This window comes from Nitrosospira lacus (assembly GCF_000355765.4).
Lineage (GTDB): Bacteria > Pseudomonadota > Gammaproteobacteria > Burkholderiales > Nitrosomonadaceae > Nitrosospira > Nitrosospira lacus.
This window is the reverse complement of the sequence record NZ_CP021106.3, coordinates 1,008,670-1,025,970: the sequence shown is the minus strand read 5'-3', so window position 1 is coordinate 1,025,970 and position 17,301 is coordinate 1,008,670. Positions and strand designations below refer to the sequence as shown.

The following is a 17,301-nucleotide window of genomic DNA, read 5'->3' as shown; positions in this document are numbered from 1 at the left end:
TCCCCAGCTCTGCTTTATAGAACAACCGATAGGTTGTGGACACTTGATCAGGAATTTTCTCTAGAAAGGAGGTGATCCAGCCGCAGGTTCCCCTACGGCTACCTTGTTACGACTTCACCCCAGTCATGAATCTCACCGTGGCAAGCGCCCTCCTTGCGGTTAGACTACCTGCTTCTGGTGAAACCCACTCCCATGGTGTGACGGGCGGTGTGTACAAGACCCGGGAACGTATTCACCGCGACATGCTGATCCGCGATTACTAGCGATTCCGACTTCACGGAGTCGAGTTGCAGACTCCGATCCGGACTACGACGCGCTTTCTGAGATTAGCTCCCCCTCGCGGGTTGGCAACCCTCTGTACGCGCCATTGTATTACGTGTGAAGCCCTACCCATAAGGGCCATGAGGACTTGACGTCATCCCCACCTTCCTCCGGTTTGTCACCGGCAGTTTCATTAAAGTGCCCAACTGAATGATGGCAATTAATGACAAGGGTTGCGCTCGTTGCGGGACTTAACCCAACATCTCACGACACGAGCTGACGACAGCCATGCAGCACCTGTGTTACCGTTCCCTTTCGGGCACGCTCACCTCTCGGCAAGCTTCGGTACATGTCAAGGGTAGGTAAGGTTTTTCGCGTTGCATCGAATTAATCCACATAATCCACCGCTTGTGCGGGTCCCCGTCAATTCCTTTGAGTTTTAATCTTGCGACCGTACTCCCCAGGCGGTCAACTTCACGCGTTAGCTACGTTACCAAGTCCGTTAAGACCCGACAACTAGTTGACATCGTTTAGGGCGTGGACTACCAGGGTATCTAATCCTGTTTGCTCCCCACGCTTTCGTGCCTGAGCGTCAGTGTTAACCCAGGGGGCTGCCTTCGCCATCGGTGTTCCTCCACATCTCTACGCATTTCACTGCTACACGTGGAATTCCACCCCCCTCTGCCACACTCTAGCCTTGTAGTTTCAAACGCAGTTCCCAGGTTGAGCCCGGGGATTTCACATCTGACTTACAAAACCGCCTGCGCACGCTTTACGCCCAGTAATTCCGATTAACGCTCGCACCCTACGTATTACCGCGGCTGCTGGCACGTAGTTAGCCGGTGCTTCTTCTTCCGGTACCGTCATTAGTCACGGGTATTAACCGTAACCTTTTCGTTCCGGCTGAAAGAGCTTTACAACCCGAAGGCCTTCTTCACTCACGCGGCATGGCTGGATCAGGGTTTCCCCCATTGTCCAAAATTCCCCACTGCTGCCTCCCGTAGGAGTCTGGGCCGTGTCTCAGTCCCAGTGTGGCTGGTCGTCCTCTCAGACCAGCTACTGATCGAAGCCTTGGTAAGCCTTTACCTCACCAACTAGCTAATCAGACATCGGCCGCTCCAAAAGCGCAAGGTCTTGCGATCCCCTGCTTTTCTCCTCAGAGATTATGCGGTATTAGCGCATCTTTCGATGCGTTATCCCCCACTTAAGGATACGTTCCGATGCATTACTCACCCGTTCGCCACTCGCCACCAGGGTTGCCCCCGTGCTGCCGTTCGACTTGCATGTGTAAAGCATGCCGCCAGCGTTCAATCTGAGCCAGGATCAAACTCTTCAGTTTAATACTGGTAAAACTCTCGCTTGACGTGTTACTACAATTCCGGTTTCTATCAAGATAGGCGCCGGAATCTACTTACATCGTGCGAGCACTTCGACTCTTAAGCTACCCGGTATTTCGCCTCGAAAGGCAAAATAATTCCGAGTGTCCCGGTCAAGTGCCCACACCTATCGGCTGTAAATTTTTAAAGAACAGTGCCTGCTAGAAAACTACAGGCCAGACAACGAAGGCGGAATTATACAGATACCAGACAGGGGGTCAAGGGGTTTCTAATACTTCTTCGTACTCTTTATCAGGAGAGGGTTATCCTGGCGAATTTTCGCTTGCCTACTTGTACGACCGCAGTCTCTCCGCAACTTAGCCTGAGCGCTTTGTCACCCACCTTTTCGCCGTTCAATTTGACGCCACCTTGCTCGATCATGCGTAATGCTTCAGTCGTACTGGCCGTTAATCCGGCCTGCTTGAGTACTTGAGCAATGGGCAACCCTTCGATTCCAGCATGCAACACTTTCTCAGGAATGTCATCCGGTATCGAGCCGCGCCTGAAACGGGCTTCGAAGTCAGCCAATGCCATTTCCGCATCGTGTTTGCTGTGAAAACGCGCGACAACCTCCTGGGCGAACAAGACCTTGATGTCACGCGGATTGCGCCCTTGCCGCACTTCCTGTTGCCACTGACGAATAATACTGATTGGCTCGAACGACAATAACTCGATATAACGCCACATCAGTTCATCGGAAACGGACATCAGCTTGCCGAATATCTCGGCAGGGGCCTCGGTGATGCCAATATAATTACCGGAGGATTTGGACATTTTATTGACGCCATCCAGCCCTTCCAGAAGTGGCATGGTGAGAATACATTGCGGAGATTGCCCGAAATGTTTTTGCAATTCCCGTCCCACCAGCAAGTTGAATTTCTGGTCGGTACCCCCCAGCTCGATATCCGCTCTCAGTGCAACCGAATCATAGCCTTGAATGAGCGGATACAAAAACTCGTGAATTGCTATAGGTTTGTTACTTTCATAGCGTTTGCCAAAATCGTCCCGCTCCAGCATGCGCGCAACGGTATGGGTAGCCGCCAGCTTGATCAGATCCGCGGCATTGAGCTTATCCATCCACGTGGAATTAAACACCACCTCCGTCTGCTCGGGGTTGAGTATCCGGAAAACCTGACTGGTGTAGGATTGCGCATTCTCGGCCACTTGCTCTCGAGTGAGGGCGGGACGCGTGGCATTCTTGCCGCTGGGGTCACCGATCATCCCGGTGAAGTCACCAATCAGGAACAAGGCGTGATGCCCTAAATCCTGCAGATGACGCATCTTGTTAAGCAGAACCGTGTGACCCAGATGCAAATCCGGCGCCGTCGGGTCAAATCCAGCCTTGATCCTGAGAGGACGATCCAGGACAAGCTTTTGCGCGAGCTCCTCTTCCACCAGAAGCTCGCCGCAGCCGCGCTTGATGATCTCCAGCTGTTGCGGGATTTGTCCGGTCACAGCGATGCTTTGGGCGTGTTACCCATGGTTATCCGCCGCAAAACCCCAATTGATCAGCTTGTCGAGGACAGCGTTGACATAATCTGCGCGACGGTTCTGGTAATCCAGGTAGTAGGCATGCTCCCACACGTCTATGGTCAATAGCGGCTTGAGTCCCTTGGTCAAGGGCAAATCCGCATTACTCGTCTTGACGACCTTGAGCCCGTCGCCATCCTGCACCAGCCACGCCCAGCCGCTGCCGAATTGCGTCGTTGCCGCTGCCGCCAGTTCTTTCTTGCATGCTTCCACGGTATCGAAAGACGCCTCAATTTTTTTCTTCAACGCCGCGGGAGGCTCACCACCGCCTTTGGGGGACAGGCTATTCCAGTAGAATGTATGGTTCCAGATTTGCGCCGCATTGTTGAAAACCCCGGCCTTGTCCGCTTGACCAGCTGTTGCGGCAATGATTTTTTCCAATGATAAATCCGCAAGCTCCGTACCCCCTACCAGCTTGTTCAGATTGTCGACATAAGTCTTGTGATGCTTGCCGTAGTGAAAACTCAGCGTGTTGGCGGAAATAACGGGGTCCAGCGCGTTATCCGCGTATGGCAGAGGCGGCAGAATATGGGGCGCACTTCCAGTTTTTTGATCGCTCATCGTTTTCGCTCCTATGTAGTGACATGAAAAATATCCGTTCCTATTGCTCTTATGTGGAAACGCAGACGAATCGAACCCATGTAAACAATCCTTGAAGGAGAAAGAGTCGATGCGTGATTGACTATGCGTCCGGTCAGGCAATTGTGCAGGCAAGTATATCCGAAAATATGTGCGCCATCGCACTGGAGACCGGGCAGGAACCAAACCTTGCTTGAGCGCAGCCGTCTGTCACCTGGTTTAACCTATAATTTGAAACACCCAACCCGCACACATCGAGAGACGGGTGGGGTAAACCCTTCCAGGAACAAGTATGATGGAACCCACTATTACCTGCCCCCATTGCAAAACCGAAATCCGGCTCACCGAGTCGCTGGCCGCGCCGTTGATAGCCGCCACGCGCAAGCAGTTCGAACAGCAGCTTTTGCGCAAGGATGATGAAATAGCGAGGCGCGAACAAGGTATTCGTGAGAAGGAAAAAGAAATTACGGAGGCAAAACGCACGCTGGATACTCAGATAGCCGATCGAGTCGCCGCACAGTTGAATACCGAACGTGTTCGCGTTATTGCCGAAGAGTCCAGAAAAGCAAAGCTTGCCAGTGCCGCCGAGCTGGAAAACAAGATACGGGAGCTCGCGGAACTTCAGGAGGTGCTCAAAGGCCGCGACGAGAAGCTGGCCGCGGCGCAAAAAGTACAAGCCGAGCTCACGAAAAAACAACGGGAACTCGATGATGCCCGGCGCGAACTCGAACTTACCGTGGAAAAACGCATACAGGACGGACTCGGCGAGGTACGCGCGAAGGCCAGGCTGGAAGCTGAAGAAGGGCTTAGGCTGAAGGTAATGGAAAAAGATCAGACTATCGCATCCATGCAGCAAAAAATCGAAGAATTGAAACGCAGAGCCGAGCAGGGCTCACAGCAGCTTCAGGGAGAAGTACAGGAACTGGCGCTTGAGAGCCTGCTGCGAGCCAAATTCCCTTTCGATTCGATCGAGCCGGTTCCCAAGGGAGACTACGGCGGTGATGTGCTGCATCGCATCGTCGCCACGGACGGACAGCCCGGCGGCACAATTCTTTGGGAAACCAAGCGCACGCGGAACTGGAGCGATATGTGGCTGGCTAAATTGCGGGAAGATCAGCGTGCCGCCAAGGCAGAAATTGCCGTGATTGTGAGCCAGACGCTGCCCAAGGGCGTTGAAACCTTCGAAATGGTTGAGGGCGTCTGGGTAACGCATCCTCGCGCCGCGTTGCCGGTGGCGCTCATCCTGCGCCACTCATTACTGGAAATTGCCCTGGCGCGGCAATCCTCGGAAGGTCTGCAAACAAAAACGGAGATGATCTACCAGTATCTCACCGGGCCGCGTTTCCGCCAGCGTGTCGAAGCTATTGTCGAAGCGTTTTCCACCATGCAGGACGATCTCGATAAGGAACGCAAGGTGATAATGAAGCAATGGGCGAAGCGTGAAGAGCAAATTATGCGCGTTATGGGTGCAACGGTGGGTATGTATGGGGATTTGCAGGGGATCGCGGGCAAATCGTTGCAGGAGATCGAGGGACTTGAGTTGAAAAGTCTCGGCTTGAATGACGAGTTGTAGCAATTTCTTCCAGCGGATCCATAAAACTGCGCTTTTGCCTTCTGCTGAATCGACTCAAACGTTAGGCCATTTTTGATCCGTACCGAATGGAAAAGATTGGATGGAGTGGGAGTCATTGCTTCGCTGGAACACCCAAGGCGATATAGGGTTCATTCAATAAAGCATCTCATCTTGCTAAGCGCCGATAGACGGATTGCAAAATACTGCCTAACTCAGAGCCCCATACTGGATCCAGAGCTCTCCGTGCGGGGCGACGATTGAATACTACGGCGTGAGGCAGGTACTCTGATGCAACATGAAGATGTTACCCAACGCGTGCGCGAGACGGTAGACGTCATCTACCGTTCCCGCTCGCGCCATATCTTTGCCACGCTGATCCGCCTCCTCGGGGACTTCGATGTCGCCGAGGAGGCACTGCACGATGCCTTCAGGGCAGCGCTGGAGCAATGGCCGCACGAAGGTGTGCCGGCCAATCCGCAGGCATGGCTCGTTTCGACCGGCCGTTTCAAGGCAATCGATGGCATACGCAGGCGAGCCCGATTCGAGCCGTTGCCGGACGACATGGAAGAGCGGCTGACGGTCGATGGCGATGATGAGCTGGACAGCGAAGGAGTCGAGGACGACCGGCTTAGACTGATCTTCACCTGCTGTCATCCGGCCCTGTCTCCGGACGCTCAGGTGGCGCTCACTTTGCGGGAGGTATGCGGCCTGACAACCGAGGAGATTGCACGTGCTTTCCTGACCCCCGCTCCCACCCTTGCCCAGCGTATCGTGCGCGCCAAGGCGAAAATTCGCGACACGCGCATTCCTTATCAGGTGCCTTCGCCGCCTGAGCTACCGGAGCGCGTGGACAGCGTGCTGCGTGTGATCTATCTGGTGTTCAACGAAGGTTACTCCGCATCATCGGGGGAGACGCTGATGCGCTCCGATCTCTCGAATGAGGCGATCCGGATAGGCAGGCTGTTGATCGAATTGCTGCCGGAGCCGGAGGCTGTGGGACTCCTCGGCCTGATGCTGCTGCAAGAATCGCGCCGCGCCGCGCGCAGCGCGCCAGGAGGCGATCTGATCCTGCTGACCGACCAGGACCGTTCGCTCTGGAACCAGGGCTACATCGCGGAAGGATCTGCGCTGGCGGCAGGCGCGCTGTCGCTGTCGTCGCCCCGATTCGGTCCGTACACGCTGCAAGCCGCGATCGCGGCCGTTCACGCCAATGCGCCCAGCCCTCCGGCGACAGACTGGGCAGAAATCATCAGACTCTACGATTTATTGTTGCACACCGATCCGTCGCCTGTGATCGAACTGAATCGCGCCGTGGCGGTGGCAATGCGTGACGGACCCTTGCCGGGTCTGGCGCTCATTGATGCTATTCTGATGCGGGGCGATCTCGCTGGCTACCATTTGGCGCACTCGGCGCACGCCGACTTGTGCCGGCGGCTCGGGCGAACGGCGGAAGCCCGGGCGTCATACGAGCGCGCCCACCGTCTCGCCTGGCAGGAACCCGAACGACGGTTTCTTGAACGCAGATTGCGCGAGCTGCCCGATTGAGACAGATCCAGGCTTGGTCGGTCGAGCTATGAAGAGGGTTCCAATCGCCTGGCTCCGTAGAAAAATATCATTCTCGCGCAAAGCTCCCGATGTCGAATTTGGTTTCTCCCAAACGACTATACGATGAAAGCTCATTTTCTACGCAAAACCGGAGGTGTCGACCATGAAGTACCTGTGCCTGATCTGTGCCGAAACTGTAATGGAACAGAGGGCAGAAGCCGATGCGGAGAGGCACTACGAAGAATATTCGGAATTCACCGAAGCTATCAGAAAGAGCGGCCACTTTCTCGGATGCAACCGGTTGCTGCCTCCCGATGCCGCAATTACGGTCCGTGTGCGAAAGGGCAAGGTCACGACAACCGATGGGCCCTTTGTGGAGACCAAGGAACAACTCGGGGGCTACTATGTCCTTGAGGCCAAGGATCTGAACGAGGCGATACAGATCGCCTCACGGATTCCGGGTGCACGGATCGGATGCGTCGAAGTGCGGCCCATTGCGGAGGATGAACGAACGCTCCGTGCGCTCGGATTTGCCGATACAGTCACGCCGCAGTTGCCTTGGAGTCTTCCTGAATAAGAAAGGAAGGCCCTGAGGGAGCACGAGGCAGTGAATACTGTCCGCCATCCTGCCCGATGTTTCCTTGGAAAAAAAATTTAAGCAGACACACCGATCCGGGTACCCGCCAGTTCGACTAAACAGTGGGTGGGCAAGACATCAGACCGGCCGGGTGCTACAAGACTGGTCACAATGGCGGAAGTCAAATGCTTGGCAAGACACTAAGCCTCATCGGAGACATGATATAGATTTCGCACGACAACCAGTGCCTGCCGCATCCCGCGCTGGCAGGTTAGACTGTCGTTAACGCTTTGTCGCTAATCGTTACCGTGTAATGAACTTTCAAAGGAAAAACCATGGCCACCAAAATTTTCGTGAATCTTCCCGTAAGCAATCTCAAAAAATCCGTAGCATTTTTTACCAAGCTCGGCTTCACTTTTAATGCCCAGTTTACCGACGAAACGGCTACTTGCATGATCGTTAGCGAGGATATATTCGTCATGTTGTTGACTCGGGAAAAATTTGAGACTTTTACTCCCAAAGAAATTTGCGATGCCAGGAAAAGCACGGAGGTGCTTGTTTGTCTGACTTGCGAGAGTCGGAAGGAAGTCGATGATATCGTTCGCAAAGCAGTCGCCGCGGGCGGAGCCACTCCCATGGACTCCGGCGACTACGGGTTTATGTATCAGCATGGCTTCGAGGACCTGGACGGACACCTCTGGGAGTTCATTTACATGGAGCCGAGCGCATAAACCAGGAATAATATGCACACCGCTGCAATGCTCAAATAAGACGCTTCTTTGTCCGGCGATGACACTTCGTTATTCCTCGAAGCGACTTTCGCCGGCCGTGCAACTATGCTTCGTAAAGATCAACCAGTTGCTTATCCGGGTAGCGCTCCATTTGATATCTTAACCACAGTCTGCCGCCGATGTGCAATGCCAGCGTATCCGCGTTGAATTGCAAAACAGGATTTTCCATTTCGCTCGTCGTTTGCCGGAAAAGCTGCAGCCACCGTTCGAACAACTCGGAAGTCAGTCCCGGCAGGGCTACGTGCTTGGGCATGGGAGCACCCCGGAAACGGCTGGTTCCACGCAGCTTCATCGACCAGAAATTGATCATCTGCACAAAATGTGCGTCCCAGTCGGTGACATGTCCTTCAAAGATCGGACCCAGTAATGGATCTTTTCTGGCCCTTGCATAAAAAGCATGGACCAGCCATGAAATCTCCTCTTCGGTGCAAAGATCGGGATGAGGTGCTGAAAACTCGGGTTGTGACATATTCATAGTCGATTTTAGATACAAGATTCACCGCGGGGCATCAGATGCGGTTGTGGGTTAAAAAGGCATGCAGAACGGTGTTGTGCGAACCGCCAACCATTACAATTATATTCTACTTTAAACATAAAAAAATGTCACAAGTTATTTGACTAAACGTTCAATCGGGTTCAGCGCTCCCGTACCCCTAAAACACCCCATCCCTTGATACACCATCGCCCCTTAACATTACGCGCAATGTTTGCAGCGCTTCCAACTGAATCTGCCGTACGCGCTCGCGGGTAAGATCGAGATGCTTCGCCAGTTGCTCCAGTGTTTGAATATCATTCCCATTGAGCCCGTAACGCTGCTCGATGATATATCGCTGTTTGTCATTCAACCGGCCAAGCCACTCGCGCAAACGATTCTTGATCTCGGACTGCTCCAGCATGAGATCGGGACCGGGAGTGTTGTCATCCGCCATGACATCGCCAATGCACAGCAACGGGTCGACATCAAGTGGCGCGTCCAATGACATCATGCTCGCGTTCAGGGACAGCATCCGCTGCACTTCCTTTACCGGGCGTCCCAGTAAATACGCGACATCTTCCGGTTTGGGGTCCTTTCCGGTATGCGCCTCCAGATGGCGGGACGCTTGCAGAATAACGTTCAAATCCTTGATGACATGCACCGGCAGCCGAATCGTGCGAGACTGGTTCATAATACAGCGCTCAATATTCTGGCGTATCCACCACGTGGCATAAGTTGAAAAACGGAACCCGCGTTCCGGGTCAAATTTGTCCAGCGCGTGCATCATTCCCATGTTGCCTTCTTCGATCAGATCCAGCAGCGCAACACCATGATTGGTATAGTGTTTGGCGATGTTCACCACCAGCCGCAGATTGCACTCAATCATTTTCTGACGCGCATCGAAATCATTCTGCCTGACAAGGCGTGTCAGCACCGCCTCCTCCCGTGCACTCAACAGGGCATTATGGCCAATCTCGTTGAAATAAATTTGAGTGACGTCGGTCAGCAGGACGTCGCCGAATGTTTCGTTTCCGGCATTGGAGATTTTTTCCGTGGCGACGTCAGGCGTTACCTCATCCGGTTCCACCGGGTTCGTATCGAAAGGCTCGTCATCGTCATAGTTGCGTTGGCTCATCCGGATAACTCTGGCAAATATTTTAGCGGATCCACCGGTTTTCCATTCTTGCGAATCTCGAAGTGGAGCTTTACCACGGTGGTATCGGTATTTCCCATTTCAGCGATTTTCTGTCCTTTGGTTACTGTTTGTCCTTCCTTCACCAGAATTTTGTCATTGTGGGCATAAGCACTCAGATAGGTATTGTTATGCTTGATGATAATGAGCTTGCCATAACCTCGCAGTCCCGCGCCGCTGTATACCACCTTGCCTCCAGCCGATGCTGCTACCGATTGTCCCGGATTGCCCGCGATATCGATACCTTTGGTAATTTCCGAGAACCCCTCGAGTATCTTGCCTTTGGCCGGCCAGATCCATTCCACGCGATCGACATTATCCATAGCCTCCGCTGCGGGCGCCACGGGCGCTACCGGACTGATTTCGGTACCCACATTCTTTTCAGTCACGGGAGCCGCCTTCGCAACAACTATCGGGGGGACAACCGCCGATCCCTTCAACTGCGCCACGGCTTGTTCCGAATACGCCAGCTTGAATGCCTTGGGTTCGACTTTAAGCTTATCGGTATTAATCCCCGGCTTTTCTTCGAGTGATGGTATGGGTACGGCATTAGGTGCAGCCACTACAGCCGCCGCTGGCGGCATCGGCGGAGGAAGCGCAAACAGGGAAGGTTGTGACAGGCGGGATGGCGAAGATAACGTGAGTTGTTGGCCGATGTGGATGGTGGTAGGATCCTGGATGTTATTCCATTCCGCTAGATCCTTTTGATCAATACCGCGGCTCCGCGCGATGCTGTAGAGCGTATCCCCTTTTTGTACGGTATGGAACCCGGAGCGCTGATCGGCTGCTTCCGCGTCTGCACCGGTTTTACTTTCCCGAGACTCCACTGCGGAGCTGTCAATCACCGGTGCACGGTGCGGAGTAGACTCACAGCCTGCAATCAGCAGTAAAAAGGTGAGAGAGAGACAATAGCGTCCGGGGAAAAAAGACCTCCGTGGAGGAAATGTAAGCATGGAGCTCATGATGATTGCCAGAGGTAGTTCGCCATGGTTCGAGAAATTCTACTCGATTCCTTTACTTGTCATTCCTTATCGCTTGTTATGCGTGCTTAACCTTTCAAGATACCCGGCAGCAGCGGTACGAACCTGACCTCATCTAATATTGTCTCAGTGTAGCCCTGAGAATTATGTGCGATAACGCACAGAAACTGCTCCTGACTTCCTTTTGGGAAAACCATTCTACCGCCAACCGCCAATTGCTCAAGCAATGACGGGGGAATGTGCGCGGTCGCCGCTGTGAGGATAATGCCGTCGAACGGCGCGAATTCCGGCAGTCCGAGCAGACCATCGGCATGTTTCAGACGAACATTGCCGAGACGCAGCTGCCTCAGCCGGACGCGTGCACGGGTCAACAACGGCCCGATGCGTTCGATCGAATAAACTTCGCGTGCAAGTTGTGCCAGTATAGCTGTCTGATAACCGCAGCCCGAGCCAATTTCCAACACTTTACCGAGACCGGAACCTGCGCGTAGCAACTCGCTCATACGCGCCACAATAAATGGGCTGGAAATGGTCTGCCCAAAATTGATCGGCAAGGCAGTATCATCATAGGCGCGACTGGCCAGAACCTCTTCAATAAAAATGTGACGGGGAATGGCGCTCATCGCACCCAGAACCACTTCATCAACGATTCCTTGCTTGCGCAGACGCTCGATCATGCGGCCGCGAGTACGCTGGGACGTCATACCGATTCCGGAATGATGAGTGTTCAAACTAAAGTACCTTGAACTTGAACAGATGGCTTGTCACCATATAACACGACGTAAAAATGCTTTTACTACAACTTCAACCACTGTTTTACCGCATCCAACTGCCCATAGCGGGTCAGGTCGATTTGTAACGGTGTTACCGATACCCGGTTACGCTCGATCGCAAGAAAATCCGTACCTTCTCCAGCATCCTGGGCAGATCCCGCAGCACCTACCCAGTAAACTGTTTCACCCCGTGGACTTTTCGATTTGACTACCGCTTCGGCCTTGTGGCGGCGGCCAAGCCGGGTTACCTCCATGCCTTGCAATTCGTCATAGGGAACATCGGGCACATTGACGTTGAGTAATACCGGCCCGTGGAGCCTATCGCTCTCAAAACGTTGCACCATTTCTGTTGCAATACGTGCGGCGGTAGCGAAATTCCCGGCGGATAAACTGGCGAGGGAAACGGCGAGGGAGGGGACACCCAGCAAAAAGCCTTCGGTGGCGGCGGCTACCGTCCCGGAATAAACCGTATCGTCACCCATGTTGGCACCATCATTGATGCCGGATACGACCATGTCAGGCAATGTATCCAGCATGCCCGTAACCGCCAGATGCACGCAATCCGTGGGTGTGCCATTCACGTAGTAGAAGCCATTGTGGGACTTGCGCAGATTAAGCGGGCGATCCAGCGTAAGGGAATTACTGGCGCCACTCCGGTCACGCTCCGGTGCGACCACGATGATATCCGCGATAGTGGAAAGCGCTTCCGCAAGACAGGCAAGGCCTGGCGCAAAATACCCGTCGTCATTGCTGAGCAATATGCGCATTCGATTCGAATATACCCAGGTGATTGTGTTACTTATCAGGGGGCAAGCATATGCTTGAAAAAACAATCGACTTGCGGATCTGATTGGTCGGGGCGAGAGGATTTGAACCTCCGACCACTTGCACCCCATGCAAGTACGCTACCAGGCTGCGCTACGCCCCGAAGCATAAATTATAGCAAACAAGCCAAGAGATGAGGAACCTCTATTGATGCCCAGTGGGATAAGGCGTGAAATAAACAAGGATCTGTGAATAAGTCCCCGACGTGGTCGCAGGGTGCAATAGAGGCTTCACGAGGCAAGACCCATAGTCAGGGAAGCGAAGACGAGAAGGGTCGATTCCACTCCAGGACTGCCATTCGCGCCTCCGGAACGGCTGAATCACAACGCAGATGTATGTTATAACGCTGTAAGCTAACCGGACACTGCCGAGTTCTTTCATGAAAAAAATTCTGTTATGGCTATGCTGTCTGCCGCTCGCAGCATGTGCACCCCAGAAGGGGTTGAAGGGATTCGATAGTGAATTTGATGGTGGCAAATCCTGGGCTGAACTGCAGGCACAACTGCCGGCCTACCCCAAGACGGAGAATCTGCTGCCATTTGACGCCGGCCCTGCCAGCGATAATCTTCATTACATTGATGCTCCCTCCATCGCGGTGGGAGAGGATGGCATAGTGCGCTACACCCTGGTAATCAAGTCACCCGAAGGAGCGATGAACATAAGCTACGAGGGTATGCGATGTGCAACCGATGGTGCGAGAGAGAGTGTGAGAGCGGAAATATTAATATTGAAATTTCAGGTCACCGAAAAAAGGCTCTACGCCATTGGCCGTGACGATAAGACCTGGGTACGGACAAGGATATCGAAATGGGAGGAACTCGAAGATATATCCCAGCATTATGCGCAACGCGCGCTTTCCAGATATTTCTTCTGCCCGGCTAATATTATGGTAAGAAATAGGGAAGAAGCCATTCAGGCGCTGAGGAGAGGCAGCCATCCGCGCGTAATTCAGTAACCAGTGGTAGACACTGGATTCACCCTTGAAGAGGCCATCGCGACAGGGAGTTCCGTGCCAGTTGCAGCCATCCAAATCCAAGGCCGGGACGATTCAGACATCACTTCGGGAAGAAGGATTGAGCAGCCTCTTGCGTGCAAGCCACTTGCGCAGCTCCTCCAAGATGAACATGGCTGCCGCGAAAGGAATGACGAAACCCCAGACCTCTTCTCCAATGGGCGCCGTTCCGAGGAAAGAATTTCCCCAAGGCGTATAGTTGATCAACAAGAGAATGGCAATTTCCGATATCACCCCTAAAATAATCAGCGAATTGCCAAGAAATCCGGTTGAAAAGACTGACCGGGTCGCGCTTCTGCATAGGAACACGTTTACGATCTGCATCACAATTATGGTGCTCAAGCAAGCGGTAGTGGCTTGCATGTAGACGGGATCCTGGGCCGCCAGGTTCTGGCCATACTTCCATCCGGCACCGTTAAGAACAAAGAAAAAGGCCGCCATGGCGGCAGCTGCCTCGATCAGACCCAAAAAGAGATAGGCGCGGAATGCCAAGGGCCAGTTCATAAGCCTTTCGCTCTGCGGGCGAGGAGGACGCCGCATGATCTGCGGGTCGGGTCGTTCGATACCAAGGCCGAGGGCGGCAAGCGTGTCGGACCCCATGTCGATGGACAGCGCTTGGATCGGCGTCAACGCCAAGGGTATTTTGAAGAGCAGGAAACCAAGGTAAGGAATCAACTCGGCAACATTGTGGACCAGGACGTAAGTGAGGAATTTACGGATATTTTCGAATACAGCGCGTCCCTCCTCGATTGCATTTACGATGCTGGCAAAATTGTCGTCCAGTAGCACCATGTCGGCTGCCTCCTTAGCCACGTCCGTGCCGGCAATGCCCATGGCGATACCGATATGCGCAGCCTTCAGCGCTGGCGCATCATTGACGCCGTCGCCGGTGACGGCCACGATATGCCTCTTTTTCTTCAATGCCTCGACGATTCGCATCTTCTGGTCGGCGACGACCCGCGCGAAGATGACCTCTTGTGCGTCCAAGGCAAGCTGCAGCTGGATGCTTGAGAACCGCCTGAGCTGTTCTCCAGTAATGATGGTTGGATTGTCGGACTTAACCATTCCTATTTCGCGGGCGATCGCCGTGGCGGTCCCGGGGTGATCGCCAGTAACCATGATTACTTTGATCCCAGCCTCTTGGCATTTGCGGAGTGCTTCCGGCACTTCGGGCCTGGGTGGGTCTTCCAGTCCCGCCAGCCCCACAAAAACCAGGTCCTCCTCCAGCCTCTCCCGATCATAACCCACGGCCAGCTTCCTGCAGGCGAACGCTAGCACCCGCAGGCCCTGGTACGCCATCGCATCCTGCGCTTGCACGATGCTCGCTTTTATCTCGATGTCAAGGAGCTGAATCTCGCCGTCAATGATAACGTGCTGGCAAAGAGGAAGCACTGACTCGGGCGCACCTTTGCAATAAAGGACTGCACCTTCAGGCGCTTGGTGCACGGTGGATAACCGCATGCGGTCGGCATCGAACGCAATCTCGTCCAATCGCGGATAGACGGGAAGACCGGAACCGAGGTCCCGTGCCATTTCCACCAGCGCGACTTCCATGGGATCGCCCAGAAAGGCCGATTTTCCGTGACCTCCTGTTTCCTTCAGATCGTGGCACATCCAGGCAGTCAGGAAGAAGGGCTGATAGAGATCTACAAGGCCCTTTTTTTCTTTTACTCCGGCAGGCGAATCGAGAGTTTTGCCTAGATAGAGTCGCCGGACCATCATGTTGCCTTGGGTCAGCGTACCGGTCTTATCGGTGCAAATTACCGTCGTTGAGCCAAGTGTCTCGACCGAGGGCAGATAGCGGATAAGGACGTTGCGTTTTGCCATGCGCTGTGTGGCTAGCACGAGCGCCAAGGTCAACGTGGGGAGCAACCCTTCTGGCACCATGGCGACGATAATGCCAATCGCGAAAATAAAGGCTTTCCAGAATGGAATGCCAATCATCCAGCCGAGTGAGAAGAACAGGAGACCGATCAGTACCGCGAGAATTGCGGTCAAGCGGCTTAAGTGTGCGATCTCCTTGCGCAGCGGCGAGACCTCCTCTCCGGCCGTTTGGGTTAGATGCGCGATCTTGCCGAATTCGGTGTGCACCCCGGTAGCGAAAACAACGACCTTGGCCTGCCCGGATACCATCAAGGTGCCGGCAAGCACGATGTTCTTGCTATCGATCAAGTTGTCCGCTTCGGATGGGCCTGCCTCACGCATTTTGGGCAGCGATTCACCCGTGACGGCCGCATTATTGACTCGTGCGCCAAATGCCTCGATCAGCCGACAGTCCGCGGGGATCTTATCACCCTGCTCCAGGTGGACGATATCTCCGGGGACCAGTTGCTCCGCAGGCACTCGCGTAACCTTGCCTTCGCGCAATACCTGGGCCTGTTGCGGCAGCAGTTTGCGCAACGCCGCAAGCGTTTGTTCGACGCGATACTCCTGCCAGAAGGAAAACAGCCCGCTCACCAGGATCACGGTCACGATGGCGTAGCCAACTTTCGCCATATCCTGGCCGGGATCACTCCAGTCAGCAAAAAAAGCCAGTCCCGCGGCAACCCACAAGATCAGCGAAAAAAAAGTTGTGAACTCCTTGATGAAGCGGAGCCACACAGGCGCGCGAACCACTTTCTCCACCTCGTTGCGGCCATATTCGTGCAGCCGGCGTTCAACTTCAGCGCAGCATAGACCTGCCGCAGTGCTTTTCAGGCTCGCGACGGCATCAAGCGGAGACAACTGATGGATTCTCATGGAAATCTCGCTAAGAGGTCTCCCCGTTTAAGTAATACATTGAGTAATGAATACATCACTCTCAATCTAGCAGCAAGAACTGCTCATACCAACAATCACGCAAGGACAGAAAGAAAGGGAGATGCTGTTTGCCCACCTCAAGCGCATCCTGGAACTGGATCGATTGCGATTACGTGGCCTCGGCGGTGCGTGCGCAGATGAGTTTCTATTGGCGGCGACCGCCCAGAATCTACGACGAAAATTTCGTCGGATTTTCAACGGAATAGGTCGCTATCGGCCTACGGGACTTGAAGAATCGAAGCTAAAAGCGATTTGGCGCGGACTCACTGAGGATTTATTCCGAGATTCGCTAAGACCGAAGCAGCGACACAACACTTTTGATCTCGCCTCGCAGCAATGTCAAATCGACTGTCGGGGAAAAGGTTACGGCTGCGGCAGCATTAGCCAATGCCGGCTCGAACATATTTTGTCCCAGACGGCTGCGAGCGCCGTGGATGGTAAAACCATGCTCGTAAAGTAATTCCCGAATACGGCGAACCAGCAGCACTTCATGGTGCTGATAATATCGGCGGTTGCCCCGTCGTTTGACAGGCTTCAACTGCGCAAATTCCTGTTCCCAATAGCGCAACACATGCGGTTTGACGCCACACAACTCGCTAACCTCGCCAATCGTGAAATAACGCTTCGCCGGAATGGGCATTAAAGCGCTACTGGGCGTTATGTTTTCCATGCTGGTTTTTTTCAACCATTGCCTTCAGTTTCTGGCTGGCGTGGAAGGTCACCACACGCCGCGCGGTAATGGGTATTTCTTCACCGGTCTTGGGATTGCGGCCCGGACGTTGCCGTTTGTCGCGCAATTGGAAATTACCGAAACCTGAAAGTTTCACAGCATCTCCAGTTTGCAGCGCGGCGCGAACCTCCTCGTAGAAGGATTCCACCATATCCTTCGCTTCGCGCTTGTTGAACCCAACTTTCTCGAACAGCAAATCCGCCAGTTCAGCCTTTGTTAAGGTCATACTCTCCCTCACCTGTTTATTTACGTTTTTGGATGCGGCTAAATCAGCCATTCCTTT

General features: G+C 53.9%; 15 protein-coding genes, 1 tRNA gene, 1 rRNA gene and 1 pseudogene. 6 read left to right on the top strand and 12 right to left on the bottom strand.

Annotation, left to right across the window (positions count from 1 at the left end; genetic code table 11):
- Positions 1–64: 64 nt before the first annotated feature.
- From EBAPG3_RS04565 to EBAPG3_RS04555, 3 genes are all read right to left on the bottom strand, one after another.
- Positions 65–1,600: ribosomal RNA gene (locus EBAPG3_RS04565) — 16S ribosomal RNA — on the bottom strand.
- Positions 1,601–1,889: 289 nt separating this feature from the next.
- Positions 1,890–3,092, bottom strand: a complete 1,203-nt coding sequence (tyrS, locus tag EBAPG3_RS04560; protein ID WP_004174975.1) for a tyrosine--tRNA ligase — start codon at positions 3,090–3,092, stop codon at positions 1,890–1,892.
- An 18-nt stretch (positions 3,093–3,110) separates the two neighbouring features.
- Positions 3,111–3,728: a superoxide dismutase gene (locus tag EBAPG3_RS04555; RefSeq protein ID WP_004174973.1), complete on the bottom strand. Its 618-nt coding sequence runs from the start codon at positions 3,726–3,728 to the stop codon at positions 3,111–3,113.
- 310 nt (positions 3,729–4,038) lie between these two features.
- Here EBAPG3_RS04555 and EBAPG3_RS04550 point away from each other — a divergent pair, with 310 nt between their 5' ends.
- The 4 genes from EBAPG3_RS04550 (at position 4,039) to EBAPG3_RS04535 (ending at position 8,172) form a co-directional block, all read left to right on the top strand.
- A complete protein-coding gene (locus EBAPG3_RS04550) occupies positions 4,039–5,319 on the top strand; it encodes a DUF2130 domain-containing protein (RefSeq protein ID WP_004174972.1) in 1,281 nt (426 codons plus the stop codon).
- A 288-nt stretch (positions 5,320–5,607) separates the two neighbouring features.
- Positions 5,608–6,864: an RNA polymerase sigma factor gene (locus EBAPG3_RS04545; protein WP_004174971.1), complete on the top strand. Its 1,257-nt coding sequence runs from the start codon at positions 5,608–5,610 to the stop codon at positions 6,862–6,864.
- A gap of 163 nt (positions 6,865–7,027) precedes the next feature.
- Positions 7,028–7,441 (top strand): YciI family protein, encoded by a 414-nt coding sequence (locus EBAPG3_RS04540; RefSeq protein WP_004174970.1) that lies wholly within the window; start codon positions 7,028–7,030, stop codon positions 7,439–7,441.
- Between the two features lie 335 nt (positions 7,442–7,776).
- Positions 7,777–8,172, top strand: coding sequence for a VOC family protein (locus EBAPG3_RS04535; RefSeq protein WP_004174969.1), 396 nt, complete (start codon positions 7,777–7,779; stop codon positions 8,170–8,172).
- Positions 8,173–8,275: 103 nt separating this feature from the next.
- Here EBAPG3_RS04535 and EBAPG3_RS04530 read toward each other — a convergent pair whose 3' ends face one another.
- From EBAPG3_RS04530 to EBAPG3_RS04505, 6 genes are all read right to left on the bottom strand, one after another.
- Positions 8,276–8,701, bottom strand: coding sequence for a group III truncated hemoglobin (locus tag EBAPG3_RS04530; protein ID WP_040851298.1), 426 nt, complete (start codon positions 8,699–8,701; stop codon positions 8,276–8,278).
- Positions 8,702–8,885: 184 nt separating this feature from the next.
- Complete coding sequence (gene rpoS / locus EBAPG3_RS04525) at positions 8,886–9,842, bottom strand: RNA polymerase sigma factor RpoS (protein WP_004174963.1); 957 nt, start codon at positions 9,840–9,842, stop codon at positions 8,886–8,888.
- Positions 9,839–10,852: a peptidoglycan DD-metalloendopeptidase family protein gene (locus EBAPG3_RS04520; protein ID WP_081607229.1), complete on the bottom strand. Its 1,014-nt coding sequence runs from the start codon at positions 10,850–10,852 to the stop codon at positions 9,839–9,841. The genes rpoS and EBAPG3_RS04520 overlap by 4 nt, the downstream gene beginning before the upstream one ends.
- A 95-nt stretch (positions 10,853–10,947) precedes the next feature.
- Positions 10,948–11,610, bottom strand: a complete 663-nt coding sequence (locus EBAPG3_RS04515) for a protein-L-isoaspartate(D-aspartate) O-methyltransferase (RefSeq protein ID WP_040851244.1) — start codon at positions 11,608–11,610, stop codon at positions 10,948–10,950.
- Positions 11,611–11,675: 65 nt separating this feature from the next.
- A complete protein-coding gene (gene surE / locus EBAPG3_RS04510) occupies positions 11,676–12,419 on the bottom strand; it encodes a 5'/3'-nucleotidase SurE (RefSeq protein ID WP_004174957.1) in 744 nt (247 codons plus the stop codon).
- A gap of 84 nt (positions 12,420–12,503) precedes the next feature.
- A tRNA-Pro gene (locus EBAPG3_RS04505) sits at positions 12,504–12,580 on the bottom strand.
- 276 nt (positions 12,581–12,856) lie between these two features.
- Here EBAPG3_RS04505 and EBAPG3_RS04500 point away from each other — a divergent pair.
- Positions 12,857–13,432, top strand: a complete 576-nt coding sequence (locus EBAPG3_RS04500; RefSeq protein WP_004174956.1) for a CNP1-like family protein — start codon at positions 12,857–12,859, stop codon at positions 13,430–13,432.
- Between the two features lie 93 nt (positions 13,433–13,525).
- On the opposite strand, the gene EBAPG3_RS04495 is transcribed toward EBAPG3_RS04500, so the two are convergent.
- Entirely contained in the window at positions 13,526–16,228 is a 2,703-nt protein-coding gene (locus EBAPG3_RS04495; protein WP_004174955.1) for a cation-translocating P-type ATPase, read from the bottom strand.
- Positions 16,229–16,323: 95 nt separating this feature from the next.
- On the opposite strand from EBAPG3_RS04495, the pseudogene EBAPG3_RS15615 reads away from it, so the two are divergent.
- A pseudogene (locus EBAPG3_RS15615) lies at positions 16,324–16,466 on the top strand (IS5/IS1182 family transposase); the annotation flags it as partial.
- 111 nt (positions 16,467–16,577) lie between these two features.
- On the opposite strand, the gene EBAPG3_RS04490 reads toward EBAPG3_RS15615, so the two are convergent.
- Positions 16,578–16,958 carry a MerR family transcriptional regulator gene (locus EBAPG3_RS04490; RefSeq protein ID WP_040851241.1) on the bottom strand — a complete coding sequence of 127 codons (381 nt, stop codon included), beginning with the start codon at positions 16,956–16,958 and terminating at the stop codon, positions 16,578–16,580.
- A complete protein-coding gene (locus EBAPG3_RS04485; protein ID WP_004174947.1) occupies positions 16,936–17,295 on the bottom strand; it encodes an integration host factor subunit alpha in 360 nt (119 codons plus the stop codon). The genes EBAPG3_RS04490 and EBAPG3_RS04485 overlap by 23 nt, the downstream gene beginning before the upstream one ends.
- Positions 17,296–17,301 lie beyond the last annotated feature (6 nt).

Bases quoted from the DNA above. Each gene is read 5' to 3' on its own strand.
- EBAPG3_RS04555 (WP_004174973.1), bottom strand. From the start codon at position 3,728: ATGAGCGATCAAAAAACTGGAAGTGCGCCCCATATTCTGCCGCCTCTG.
- EBAPG3_RS04550 (WP_004174972.1), top strand. From the start codon at position 4,039: ATGATGGAACCCACTATTACCTGCCCCCATTGCAAAACCGAAATCCGG.
- EBAPG3_RS04545 (WP_004174971.1), top strand. From the start codon at position 5,608: ATGCAACATGAAGATGTTACCCAACGCGTGCGCGAGACGGTAGACGTC.
- EBAPG3_RS04540 (WP_004174970.1), top strand. From the start codon at position 7,028: ATGAAGTACCTGTGCCTGATCTGTGCCGAAACTGTAATGGAACAGAGG.
- EBAPG3_RS04535 (WP_004174969.1), top strand. From the start codon at position 7,777: ATGGCCACCAAAATTTTCGTGAATCTTCCCGTAAGCAATCTCAAAAAA.
- EBAPG3_RS04530 (WP_040851298.1), bottom strand. From the start codon at position 8,701: ATGTCACAACCCGAGTTTTCAGCACCTCATCCCGATCTTTGCACCGAA.
- rpoS (WP_004174963.1), bottom strand. From the start codon at position 9,842: ATGAGCCAACGCAACTATGACGATGACGAGCCTTTCGATACGAACCCG.
- EBAPG3_RS04520 (WP_081607229.1), bottom strand. From the start codon at position 10,852: ATGCTTACATTTCCTCCACGGAGGTCTTTTTTCCCCGGACGCTATTGT.
- surE (WP_004174957.1), bottom strand. From the start codon at position 12,419: ATGCGCATATTGCTCAGCAATGACGACGGGTATTTTGCGCCAGGCCTT.
- EBAPG3_RS04500 (WP_004174956.1), top strand. From the start codon at position 12,857: ATGAAAAAAATTCTGTTATGGCTATGCTGTCTGCCGCTCGCAGCATGT.
- EBAPG3_RS04495 (WP_004174955.1), bottom strand. From the start codon at position 16,228: ATGAGAATCCATCAGTTGTCTCCGCTTGATGCCGTCGCGAGCCTGAAA.
- EBAPG3_RS04490 (WP_040851241.1), bottom strand. From the start codon at position 16,958: ATGGAAAACATAACGCCCAGTAGCGCTTTAATGCCCATTCCGGCGAAG.
- EBAPG3_RS04485 (WP_004174947.1), bottom strand. From the start codon at position 17,295: ATGGCTGATTTAGCCGCATCCAAAAACGTAAATAAACAGGTGAGGGAG.